Source organism: Paenibacillus pseudetheri, from assembly GCF_924513355.1.
Lineage (GTDB): Bacteria > Bacillota > Bacilli > Paenibacillales > Paenibacillaceae > Paenibacillus_AQ > Paenibacillus_AQ pseudetheri.
Genome location: NZ_CAKMAB010000061.1, coordinates 19139 through 31055 on the forward strand (window position 1 = coordinate 19139; position 11917 = coordinate 31055).

An 11917-nucleotide genomic window follows, 5' to 3' on the forward strand; every position below is an offset into this window, starting at 1 on the left:
TACTTATATCCGTCTGTAGAAATTCTGACCATTCCTCCGTATCCGGAGATTCTCCAAGTACCGAACTTTTTCCACTAATTACTTTGGACGGCTCCTGTGTTATAACACCAGGATAACTAAAAAAACCGAATGAAAAATTCGTGAGACTGAAGGTTCTTTCAAAAGTATCTTTATACCATAAAGTTGTAACATTTTTATTATTACCATTACTGTCATAGGTGTAGCTTTGCATAAATTTTTGACCATATTTCCAGAATGTCATAGATTCCATTCTGTTGGATGCATCATAGTAATATCTTATTTCTCTTTGGTCCCCAACAACTTCGAGCGCATTAGACTTATTCGTAAAGACAATGAAAAAAAATAAAATAAAAAGGGTTACTTTTAAATTTCTCGGCATCTATTTTCTCCTTTTAAAAAATGATTTATATATCATATTAACATACCAAATAAACACGAATAATTTTGTCGATAATTGACGATATTTCTCACAACTGAATTCTTCTTAAATATCGATTGCTCTGAATGAAATGTATCCACAAAAAAGGTTAATTCAGAGCGAGCAAGTACTTTGGATTTTGAACCAACATCAAGTCGTTTTTGAAAATAGAACGTCAGAGGTTCCGCTTCCCCATAATATCTCCAATTACACCGCCCTGAATAGAGTTTTTCAGGTTCACTTGAAATAAATATTACCTTGACGAGAATAAATCCTTCACTGATAATATCAATTTCAAGCGATGTACCTCTTAATAAGTCATCACTTATATCTATTAACTTCAATGCCATTTTTATTTCCCCTTAAATACTGCATGATATACCACTGATTCTTTCGTCGTAATATTTATTCCGATTTCCCATCCGTCGAGATTATACATGTGCCTTCCTTCCTTAATTGTTAAACCTTTAATAGCCGACTCAAAACTCCCCAGCATTGACTATATCAATTTTTTTGAGCGTCATTGCTTAACATGAAAGTATTTTCCCCCTTCATATATTTTCCCATATGCTTCGTGGCATTTCCGCGAACCCAAAGTTTATGCCCGTTAACAGTGATGTCTTCAAGAACGAATGAAGTTGGTATGTTAGTTCCTTAACGGACACTTTGAGTAGCCGTAATTCTCCCCCATATAGTTGCTGTTAGATCGGCTGATTCCTTCTCAAGTTTTCCCCCGGCCAGAAATTCATCATCAGCAATGCAGCACTAGCAAAATGACTTACTGACCACGTGTCTTCTTGAGAGATACGAGCATATTCTTTGATCTCGCTTAAAAGTCCTGCTGTCCAAAAATCAATAGCAGAAAACCATGATGAATGTGCGTGCCGCCTTCACCGCTTTCCATTCATATTGCCAAAATCCCGGTTTAGGAGTACTTCCGCCAATCCCTCCTGTTCCCCATTCTTGCCTATGTCCAGTCGAATCGGAATAAATCAACGGATTATTACTCACATACGTATATAGATTCAAACTCAGCAGATTAACAATCTGCCCCTCATGCGCATCCTAGTTTATAAAGCGACTATTCTAATACAGAGGACGAAGACTGTTTCCAAACGCCGCCATCAAAATTAGGATTGATGAGAGCAAAGTTCTTTCGAAACGTACCGCCCGATTCATTCGGCAAAGGGTGGGGTAAAAGAAAAACCTTGAGGATAAAAGCCCTCAAGGTATCATCATTTATTCCTTACAGTTTTTCCAAACCTATCCCCAACGCATGGAAAGTTGTAATAACATCCATTTCTTTGCCTTCTCCACACTGAAAAACGACCTTAAATGGTGTAGGAGGAGTTGATATTGCACCTAAATCCCTTCCATTCTCCCACTCTTCCGCAGTATTTAGTAGAATCTTCGCAAAAACCTTAAAGTCTTCATTCACTAGATGCAATAAGTCCTCTGCATTGCATATGCACAATACAAAAGCATCAGCCTTTATCCATTCTAAATCATTTAAGCATTCATCAAATGCATCCCAATTGTCACCAAAATAATACGGGAATTGAAAGACGGCTGAAAACTCATCAAAGAGACCGTTTATCGTTGTACACTTACCACCTCTTATCATCTTAGCAACGACTTTCTTACCGGACATTTGGTTTAATTTCCACTGGAAGTTGCAAAACTCCGAAATGTTGTAATGAGTTACATAGAACTGAGGCTGTCCTATGAGAACATTTTGAATGTTTGTAATCATTGACGTCACCTACCACTTATTTAATTTCAACATAGGTCTTATAATGGTCGGTTGTGTAATAAACACTTCCATCACTACCTATTACTAATCTCTCTGTTCCTCTGTTTACACCTTTTTGGTATGGTTGCACATCATACTCAGTGTATTTAACACCTGTCGGAAGTACGGTTTCTCCATTTTTACCCAAATTTTTAAACTCACGACCTCCTACATAACCTTGAGGAGGCTTGCCACCGTTGTTTTTTATAGAAGTAAGCGTACTTTGAACGTGCGAAGGAGCATCTCCAGAATTAATGTAACCTCCTGTAAAACATTTAGTGTTATGAACCCATATTCCTAAGTTAGTTATATAATATGTGTGGAAGTCAGCAACAGTAAAGTTGTAAACCGTAACAGGTTCATCTAACTTAACGAACTCAACCTTATCAATAGTCAGGTTACTTCCGTCAGCCTTCTGAAGTTTATCGCCTATTTGAAGTTCATCAGCGAAGACCCACCCATTTCCTTCAACCCAGAACGGATGGTTGTCGGTCGTCTCGATGACTTGCTCCCCAACATGTAATTTTATTATATCATCACGTTGGTTACGGTAAAGGTTCGTTACTTCCTTGTAAGCCAATTCCCCAGCAGGGCTATTCTCATCCTTGGAAAGAACCTTATCTCCGACTTCAATGTCTTCGATATTCTTCTCCCCTTCGTCTGTTTGAACCTTTGTCCCCGCTATAAAGCAGTTACAACCAGACTTTTTGGAACCTCCCGCTCGGCCGCTTAGACCACCTGCCATACCTGCAGCATACATCATAACATATGCCGCCTCTTGTGATTCATAATACGCATTCACTAACTGATCGCTCGCCCAATCAGACCTGCCAGCACTATTCGTATACGCACTTGTACCTGTTAATAAGCCATACAAGTAATTATATTGATTCTCATCCATGATACTGTCAAAGCCGTAGCGTTCCATTATTTTTGTTTTGTATGCGTTAAAATATTTGCTGTCTTTACTGATAGAACTCGCTTCGCTCAACAATTGTTTTAATTCTTGAACGTCATAAGTATCCTTCGCAAAATGTCCACTCGGGTCAGCGTATCTCAACGGATTATTATGCACATACGTATACAAATTCTGACTCAGCGGATTATCAATCTGCCCTTCATAGGTATCCTAGTTTATAAAGCGGAGCTTAGAATAAATAAGGTGGCAAATGGAATGTCATTCCCAATTACCACCAATTATATCATCCCACTTGCTTTATCGGTGCATCTAGCATGATGTAGGCTGATTTCTTTTTCATCATAGCGTAGATAATATTTACCAACTTCCTCATGATGCAAATAATAGCTTGCTGTTTCGTTTTCCCTTCTGTCTGCTTCTGCTCATAGTAAGAATGAAAGTAAGGATTCCTCGGCTCTTTCTTAGTACGTGTGACCAATATCTGACGGATAGCAAGACTCTTGAATATATCGTGCAATACTCTGTTTCCCTGCTTACTCTTATAGTTACGTGACTTATTCCCTGAACCGACAATAACTGGCGCAATACCAGCAAACCGAGCAAGCTTATCAGCATTAGAAAAACGATGAACATCGCCAATCTCTGACACTAGTTCTGCCGCTGTCACCACGTCTATTCCCGTCATGGATTCAAGTTGAAAGCCAAGCTGTCCCATTAACTGCTCGATCTCGACCTCAACCCTAGCAATCTCCTTTTTGAGAAAACCAGCCGTCTTCACCTGACTGACAACGACCGAATCACGTGAATCCTGAAAGTCTCGATACGTATCACCATCAGCAGCAATAAGGGATAAAATTTGATTTGCCTTCTTATTTGAAAGCCCATTGTTGCTATGGCTACGCAAGAACTCAGCCAACGCTTCCTCTGATAAGTCTTTCATTCTGTATGGAGAAGGATAGGCTTCCCAGAATGCCAACGCAGTCTTTCCATCGACTTCCGAGAAGAACTTCTTGTAGCTTGGATAAGGATAACTAATCTGCTGGTGAAGTTTCTTCACCGTTGCAGTCAAGCTTTTGGCTAGCCACTTCCGCTGTGTGACAAGCTGACTGATAGCCCAATACAAGTCAATTGGTTTGGCATCAGGCAACCGCTCTAGCTCATCTCTCAGTACCTTCGCTACGCACTCAGCATCCCAACTATCCGACTTCTGAACCGTCACATGACTCTGTCTTCTTGCATTGGCTAGCTTAGCGTTGACCTCTTTCACCCAACATTGACTGTCTTTGAGATAGACGGCTAAACCTCTGCCGTAACCACCTACATCTTCCAGTCCATACACAACAGACAAGCCCTTCTTGGTATACTTCTTTAATTCCTTGACGAGTAAGGGAAATGCAGACGGCTTGTTGTCGAATTTAAGCTCCCCTAACTTCTTGCTCCAGCAATCAATAATGACGGCTGTGTGATGCTGCTTATGCAGGTCTACTCCCACATAAATAAGATTCTGCTGCTCAATCATCCTTCTCCGCTCCTTCTGCGCTTGAATTGTTACTAATGAGTTTAATTACATTTGTTCAAGAACCAGTACTACTCAGACACTTGCTTCGTATGTATCCAGCCCATTAGTAACCACTCAATCAAGTGGCGTGAACAACAACGGTTAATAAGTTTGCATCCTCAGTTCGAGCGGTCATTGCCGCAAAGACACGTTAGCAATCTCTTATTTACCTTACTTGCGTTCTAAATAATAGCTTGATGCAATCCATCTGCTTCTATCTGTCCGTAACGATACTTTCCTTGATAAAATGCTTTACGATCAATGATTCGTTTCACCTGTACCTTAGTAAACTTCATTCCTTGTTCCGTGGTGAATCCTTCTTCATTTAACTTATCAGCTAAAGCCGACAATGACCAAGCGGGATATTGATTTTTATAGTTGAATAATTGCTGAACAATATATGCTTTCTCCTCGTCAATGACGATTTGCTTTGACCCTCGTTTTCCCTTGTAACCAAAAGGAATTCCTCCACCTGCAAACTTACCTTCTGATGCTTTTCTATTCCGTCCCCGTCCCAGCTTCATAGCAATTTCTAACCGTTGGTAAGCATCCAACAACTCCATTAGTCCATTGATTAGAAAATCAGACGGGTCTTTCTTAAATATGCTATATGTCGGTTGTTCTATACTTCTAATGTCGATACTACGTTTCTTTAGTTCACGATGCACAAGGACTTTTACAATATCACTTCTCCATAACCTGCTTGTGTTCAGTACAACAACGTAATCTACTTTTTGACTTGATACATAAGTCAGCATATCTTGGAAGCCTTCACGTTCGACCTCTAAGGCGTCCTCGTCTACTTTTGCTCCACTGATTCCCTCATCTGAAAAGACGTGAACCAGATGCCATCCCTGCTGCTCACAATATGACTGAATCTCATCTTGCTGGTAGGAGAGACTATAACCATCCCTTGCTTGCCCTTGTGTACTAACTCGTATATAGCCTATGACATTCATTGATTTACCTCCCCTATTACCCCTAGCGTTACACGAATTAAAATTGCTGTAACTCTACATATATACCCTTAAGAGTATATAGTGATTATAGTACCTTTAAGCGTATATATCAATGCTAGATTGGACACAATGTGATATAGTACGGGTAATAGTACGTTTTTACGGTGGAGGATTATTTCCCTATGAAATTAAAGATTCGCTTAAAAGAAATACTTGCTGAGAAAGGAATCTCTCAACGTCAACTCTCTATGCAAATGAACATTCGCTATGCAACAATTAATCATCTCTGTTCCGATTCAGTGGACAGAGTGTATGTCCGAACACTGGAAGCCATATGTGATGCGCTAGAAATCTCCATACATGAATTGATTGTTGAAGATACGGAAACATAAGGCGTTGTAATATTAATCGGGTCGATCGCTGGATGTGCTACGCCCCATTCCTCAACAAGAATCATGGTTTTTGATGTAAACCACCCCCCAGTGTTTTCCTATCGTGATGGTGAACATTTTCTCGATGGTAGGGGTTGAAATCTCTTTATTTTCAAGTACAATAGAGACTATGTTATTTTATTTCATCCAGCATGTTGGACTTTTTATCGTTATCGGCAAAATAACGTGTCCATCGCTGAGGATGTGTGTTTTAGCTATTTATTGCAAGTCTACTTAGGCAGTTCCCGTTGGGGATTGCTATTTTTTTTGCCAAGTTCTTTCGATTGGCATACGTAGACGATGTATAAAGCTGCCTTAATACGGGTTCATCAAACATGCTTTGCAATGCTTGGAATCCAAGAATAGTTTCAATCTTAGATAGGCTCTCTTTGTTTTCAACGAGCCAAGGCAACTCCATATCGCTGACTTCCTCTGGATACTCAATCTGTTCAAGTGTCTTCTCTATCGTGTATTCAAAAAATGCTTTTTTGAGTAATTCTACTGCATTCCTCGTTGGCGAAAACTTTCTCAGATCATTGTCACTAGGTCGGACTTCCAGTCGCAATATACCTTTGGAACGTTCAATAACCTCAGACGATGCCTTTTCCTTCTGGGTCTGCTTATGCTTGTCATAAAACATAATCCTGCTGCTTTTGTTCCGATATTCCACGGTCTGATCTTGGTTATACGAAATAGTATTCTTATAGGCAAGTTGCTGCTTGCTGAGCATTCTTACATACGCACTGACCTTCTTACCTACCTGAAAATTGCAACAAATATCACATCGGCTTAAAGTCCAGTCAGTGTGTGGAACATGCACATCAAAGAGATGGAGAAGTCTTTCCTGCAACCGTTCAAAGAATAATGGAATATCTTCTTCTGTGAGAACAGTAACGTTGTCTCCGTATAGAAACTTTGGCATGGATACTTGTACTGTGAGTGTTTGACTGCTTTCGATGTATTTCATGAATGGTAGTTTTTCATCGTATATCTTATAGCTTGTGTTCAATACACCTGTTTCTTTACTGTAAAACGTAATTGAATTAGCGCTATATTGATTCAATGTATCTGGATCAATAGGAATAGGTCTTGCCTTTAATATGATAGTGTCAAACATAAGTAACCTTCTTTCATTTCTAGTAGTCTAATATTTCGGATGTGATTGGAGATGTTATAAGAACGGGAACCAACAGCTGAAATAGGGCTATTGTTCAACTCGTATCAATCTTATTCATTGCGGTCACCACCTCGTTAAGGTTTTATTCCTGTTTCTTCAAATAGCTTGTCTAACTTCTCAAAAAATTGCTTTTGCTCATATTTTGCATAATTCGGATGTATTCCCCATTCATTATCCCGATGGGCGAGATAATATAGGATCAACTCCAACACTATACCTTTATTACGATTCTGTTCTTGGATTATCGTAACCACATCTTCAATCAGTTTAAGATTTTCATTTTCTTCGTTATTGACTAACACTTCCAACTGTTCAATCAGCTGTTCCTTTTTTTGCTCATCATGAATATACTCAATGAGCTGCCTATTATGCGAATAGTGCTCTGTTGTTGTATATTCATATCCTTCATCATCAACGCCAGTAAGCTCAATTTCTTCATGTTCATCTGTTTTGGTTAAGTAAATCATCAGAATTTCCGACTTTTCAGATGGAAACAACTCCTTCTGAAACAACGTTTGATCCTCGATACCAAACAACTTGGACAGTTGTTCAAGACGTGGTTGTGGAATCTTCCGTCTTTCTTTAATCCAGTCTTGAAATGTTTGCTTAGAAACACCTATTGCTTCTGCTACCGTTTTGTACTCCATGTGAAACGTGTCAGCTATAAATTGTAATCCTATCATCTGATCCACCGCCATACTTAGTATGCCTTACATGGTTTATTATACGCCGCCATACTCAGAATGTCAAACTCTATTTCAAAAGAAAAAAACCACATGGAGTATTACTCACACGTGGCTTATCTGAAATTATGTTACTCCAGCAATTCTTTATTTAACATATTAATTTCTTCTAGGAAATGATTAACACGACTCATATCCACTACTTTTTTTTCAATAGATACTACATATAATAACTTCAACCAAAATGCATCACCGTTAGCATAATCGTCAATAGCTTGTCGAATATTCTCGTCCGTTAATGATCTAACAATAATATCTGGTTGAGAAGCTGATATAAAATTTACATTCTCATTATTCATTTGTTGTAATAAATTTAAAGGTGTGCTTACTACTACTGTTATATTAGATCCATCTTCAAGTTCAATAAAAACATCAATGTTATCATTCTCTTTATCAATGATTTTTGATAGAGGAGTTGGATAACCTATCTCCACAACCTTCATGATATCCTCCTTATTTTCCATATACTTTATACAAAATATTAATAACTGTTTGTTCGTTTGCTTTATTTGCTTTAGCTAAAATCTGCATTTCTCCATTACTCATTCTATAAAAAACTCTCGCTCCCTCCTTCCCTCTTAAGTAATTAATCTCGCTAGTCAAACTTTTACTTCCAATTCCCGGGTTAATATTTCCTTTAAGAAATTTTGCGATAAGATCATCTGCTTCTTTTTGAATTGCAGGATTTTTACCCATTTGCTGAGCCGCTTTTACAAGTCCAGCTTCATTTTTAATTAAGCTTTTAACTTTGCTACTAGCCCCTATAGGTCCGATAAATAATGATTCCATACCGCTTTGTATAAACGCACTTTGTTCGAATATTATTTGTAATCGTCCCCTAGCCCAAGCCATATTTTCAGGAGTACTTTCTTCATAGTGATTACCGGTAGCCATATTGTACAGATATTTATAATAATTATTATCGACACCTGACATTAATGAATATTGTGCCTCTTCACCTAGAATACTTCTTATTTTCCACCAAGCTTCCGATTGTTTTCCCTCTTTAATTGCAAGGTCAAGATAGGTATTAACCTCAATTTGATTTACTTTATGACCCGTAGGATCGTTATATATTAACGGATTATTATGCACATACGTATACAAATTCAAACTCAGCGGATTATCAATCTGCCCCTCATACGTATCCTCATTTAAAAACCGCCCCATACTCGGATCATAATACCGTGCCCGCAGATAGTAAAGACCTGTCTCTTCATCATACACTTCCCCTGTATACTTGAATGGGTTTGGCGTTTCTTCTTTTTGGCTGGTAATGTTGCCCCACACATCGTAAGCGTAGTTATTCACTACAGCACCACTCGTATCTACCATCTGTACTACATCGCCGTGACCGTTGTACAGATAATAGTAATCTTTACTAGCGGTCTTATCTTTCTTCACCAATACTCGGTCGCCTCGGACATATGTGGATTTCTGCACGATATTATTACCATTTAACTTTTCTTCCGTAATAACCTGTCCATTAAAATCATAGTTTACTTGCGTATGCGTGCTACCTTTGCTCTTTATCGCACGAAGTCCGTCAGCATAGTACTCGAACCTCGTCTCGCTTCCGTTCTTCGTTACGGATGTTAACGTATTCCACAAGTCATAACTATAGCTAGTATCCTCAAAAGAAGCTACTGGATCACTCACACTTTGTTCCATCGTCAAGCGGTTTCCACGCACATCATACGTATACGCATCACGACCTCCACCCGGATGTACTGTTGCTATTAAGCGATTCAACGCATCATATGCAAAAGTTGTCGTTTGTTCCGTTCCATCTTTTTTCGTTTCCTTGACCGAGATCACATTTCCGTTATTATCATACCCGTACACATATCTAGAAAGTACACTACTTCCCTTTTGGTTCGTAATGCTCTCGACCCAGTTCAGCGCTTTGTTATACGTATACGCTGTCTGGAGCACACTTCCGTCCGTCAGAGTCGGATAGGTAATGAACTTCACTAGGTTATTGGCAGTATAACCGTATTGAACATTGGCTCCTGATGCACTGTCCAATACAGAACTGCCGTTCGTCTGTACTTTGTCCAATCTGGTTTTGTTGTATTGGTAGTTTACGTAAAAGCCTAAGTAACTATCATTCAGTTGTGTTATTCGACCAAGCGCGTCCCGATGGTTCAGTATATAGGCAGAGTGGGCAGCTACCCCAGATGGATAGACCGTACCGCTCATACTCCGTACCTGATTCAAACTGTTCACGCGACTGCTCTGCACAGCCTTCATTGTTCCATTAAGAAAGGTTTTAGTAGTCTGCAAATTCGGCGAACCATCGCTATATGTCACCTCAGTTTTCTGTGTCTGAGGTACATTGTTGATATTACCACTGACCGCACTTAATTTGAGCGCACCAATTTCGTCATAGTTGTAGTTAAAGACACTACCGTTACGATCGGTTTTACTGGTTAATTGCCCTAATGCATTATAGGTTAAGCTTTCACTTTGAGAAGCCCCGTCCAGCTTGCTCGTCAATAACCCAACTTCGTTATAGTACTTGGTATTCAGTATTTGCTCTGTTCCACCTTTAGCTTGCACCGTAACTTTCGCTAGTTGGCCATTCCCATCGTACGTATAGCGTGTGCGCTGGTTCAATGCATCGTAGACGGAGGTGAGACGATTCAGTGCATCATAGCTATACGATGTTGTAATCCCAGCATCGTTCAGATGATTCGCTGGGTCCGTGTAGCCGATCACATTACCACTGATATCATACCGATAACTTTCCGTGAGGGGCAGTGATTGACTTGGCCAATCTTTATAGGTTTTCATGGTTAGTGGCTGGCCCCATGGATCATACATAGTCTCCAGATAATTTAATCGTTCCTGGGTATCAGCAGCAATCATATAACTTTCTGTCTTCCGCTGTTTAAGGTTATAGTCAGTTACATATATATTGTTATTGGCATCTGTTGCACGACTTTGCCTTCCCCATGCATCGTAACTAGCCGTAATCTCATTGCCTAGCGTATCCTGTTGATAAATCACTCGTCCCTGATCATCATAATGGTAATGGGTGAAGACCCATTTACCCACGTTATCGTCATAAAGCTCTTCCATTAGGACTAGACCCAATCCGTTATAATATACAGCAGAATTGGTTTGAACCTGGCTGTTATTAGATAGTTGAGTAACCGTCTTGATGGCATTCACTTTTAAGGCATATATTCCTGCATTCTCCGAATCAAAGTTTAATGAAGTCTGATTATAATAATTGTAATCGATAACCTCTCTGAAGGTTTCTCCATTACTATTTGTTCGAACCGGATGCGCTTCTTTTTTTAGTCGACCAGCTGCATCATATTCATACGTCGTAGTGTGATCGTCGCCGTCACTTTGACTTTTCAGCAAACCCGTTCCCAAATCGTAGCTCATCTTGGTTTTCACGATTTTCTGATCAGACTTCCCGATGTTGAACCATTGTTGTTGTTCTGTCGGGTAGGCGTAACGATTCTCAGATCCGTATATCGTTACGGTTTTAGACACCAATTGTCCTTTGGCCGTCTTTTCAGCCGTCCATTGGGAGATTCCACCCAAGGTATCGCGGTTATCATAACTATATACGGTTTGCTCACCCAATGCGTCGTTCGTTACCGTCGATAGTCTTCCCTTGTCGGTATAGGTGTATCGTTCAATTAATGGGGCCGGGTCGGATTCATTCTGGTACCAAGACCTAGACTCCTCTAATTGATATTTCGGTTCATAGCTTATCGTAGTCGTATAGTGTTGCTTTAGATTTGAATTGTTAATTTGCTCCGACGTTAATGGTTTGGTTTGGGTACTGACCTTTCCCCAATTTGTATATGTTGTTTCTGCATACAAATGATTAGCACCGGCCTCGCTATCCCCAACACCATACTCGGAAATCGTTGTTT

The 11917-nt window shown here is 39.6% G+C and carries 12 protein-coding genes; 1 reads left to right on the plus strand and 11 read right to left on the minus strand.

Annotated features, from left to right (window positions below; translation table 11 throughout):
• The 7 genes from L1028_RS29285 to L1028_RS29315 all read right to left on the minus strand — a co-directional run.
• Nucleotides 1–400, minus strand: a 400-nt coding sequence (locus L1028_RS29285; protein ID WP_234541644.1) for a hypothetical protein, incomplete at its 3' end; no start/stop codon positions are given.
• Nucleotides 401–432: 32 nt separating this feature from the next.
• A complete protein-coding gene (locus L1028_RS29290; RefSeq protein ID WP_234541645.1) occupies nucleotides 433–789 on the minus strand; it encodes a hypothetical protein in 357 nt (118 codons plus the stop codon).
• A gap of 502 nt (nucleotides 790–1291) precedes the next feature.
• Nucleotides 1292–1468, minus strand: coding sequence for an RHS repeat-associated core domain-containing protein (locus L1028_RS29295; RefSeq protein ID WP_234541646.1), 177 nt, complete (start codon nucleotides 1466–1468; stop codon nucleotides 1292–1294).
• A gap of 217 nt (nucleotides 1469–1685) precedes the next feature.
• Nucleotides 1686–2192 (minus strand): barstar family protein, encoded by a 507-nt coding sequence (locus L1028_RS29300; protein WP_234541647.1) that lies wholly within the window; start codon nucleotides 2190–2192, stop codon nucleotides 1686–1688.
• A gap of 16 nt (nucleotides 2193–2208) precedes the next feature.
• Nucleotides 2209–3291, minus strand: a complete 1083-nt coding sequence (locus L1028_RS29305) for a polymorphic toxin-type HINT domain-containing protein (protein ID WP_234541648.1) — start codon at nucleotides 3289–3291, stop codon at nucleotides 2209–2211.
• A gap of 142 nt (nucleotides 3292–3433) precedes the next feature.
• Nucleotides 3434–4669, minus strand: a complete 1236-nt coding sequence (locus tag L1028_RS29310) for an IS110 family RNA-guided transposase (protein WP_234541650.1) — start codon at nucleotides 4667–4669, stop codon at nucleotides 3434–3436.
• A 221-nt stretch (nucleotides 4670–4890) separates the two neighbouring features.
• Complete coding sequence (locus tag L1028_RS29315; RefSeq protein WP_234541652.1) at nucleotides 4891–5667, minus strand: recombinase family protein; 777 nt, start codon at nucleotides 5665–5667, stop codon at nucleotides 4891–4893.
• Nucleotides 5668–5849: 182 nt separating this feature from the next.
• On the opposite strand from L1028_RS29315, the gene L1028_RS29320 reads away from it, so the two are divergent.
• Nucleotides 5850–6059, plus strand: coding sequence for a helix-turn-helix domain-containing protein (locus tag L1028_RS29320; RefSeq protein WP_234541653.1), 210 nt, complete (start codon nucleotides 5850–5852; stop codon nucleotides 6057–6059).
• Nucleotides 6060–6309: 250 nt separating this feature from the next.
• On the opposite strand, the gene L1028_RS29325 is transcribed toward L1028_RS29320, so the two are convergent.
• The 4 genes from L1028_RS29325 to L1028_RS29340 form a co-directional block, all read right to left on the minus strand.
• Entirely contained in the window at nucleotides 6310–7215 is a 906-nt protein-coding gene (locus L1028_RS29325) for a hypothetical protein (protein ID WP_234541654.1), read from the minus strand.
• Nucleotides 7216–7349: 134 nt separating this feature from the next.
• Complete coding sequence (locus L1028_RS29330; protein ID WP_234541655.1) at nucleotides 7350–7922, minus strand: helix-turn-helix domain-containing protein; 573 nt, start codon at nucleotides 7920–7922, stop codon at nucleotides 7350–7352.
• Nucleotides 7923–8089: 167 nt separating this feature from the next.
• Nucleotides 8090–8461 carry a hypothetical protein gene (locus tag L1028_RS29335; RefSeq protein WP_234541656.1) on the minus strand — a complete coding sequence of 124 codons (372 nt, stop codon included), beginning with the start codon at nucleotides 8459–8461 and terminating at the stop codon, nucleotides 8090–8092.
• A 10-nt stretch (nucleotides 8462–8471) separates the two neighbouring features.
• On the minus strand, nucleotides 8472–11917 hold a 3446-nt coding region (locus L1028_RS29340), incomplete at its 5' end, for an RHS repeat domain-containing protein (protein WP_279306933.1).

Coding starts and splice junctions, on each gene's coding strand:
- L1028_RS29325 (WP_234541654.1), bottom strand. CDS start 7,215: ATGTTTGACACTATCATATTAAAGGCAAGACCTATTCCTATTGATCCA.
- L1028_RS29290 (WP_234541645.1), bottom strand. CDS start 789: ATGGCATTGAAGTTAATAGATATAAGTGATGACTTATTAAGAGGTACA.
- L1028_RS29335 (WP_234541656.1), bottom strand. CDS start 8,461: ATGAAGGTTGTGGAGATAGGTTATCCAACTCCTCTATCAAAAATCATT.
- L1028_RS29315 (WP_234541652.1), bottom strand. CDS start 5,667: ATGAATGTCATAGGCTATATACGAGTTAGTACACAAGGGCAAGCAAGG.
- L1028_RS29330 (WP_234541655.1), bottom strand. CDS start 7,922: ATGGAGTACAAAACGGTAGCAGAAGCAATAGGTGTTTCTAAGCAAACA.
- L1028_RS29310 (WP_234541650.1), bottom strand. CDS start 4,669: ATGATTGAGCAGCAGAATCTTATTTATGTGGGAGTAGACCTGCATAAG.
- L1028_RS29300 (WP_234541647.1), bottom strand. CDS start 2,192: ATGATTACAAACATTCAAAATGTTCTCATAGGACAGCCTCAGTTCTAT.
- L1028_RS29320 (WP_234541653.1), top strand. CDS start 5,850: ATGAAATTAAAGATTCGCTTAAAAGAAATACTTGCTGAGAAAGGAATC.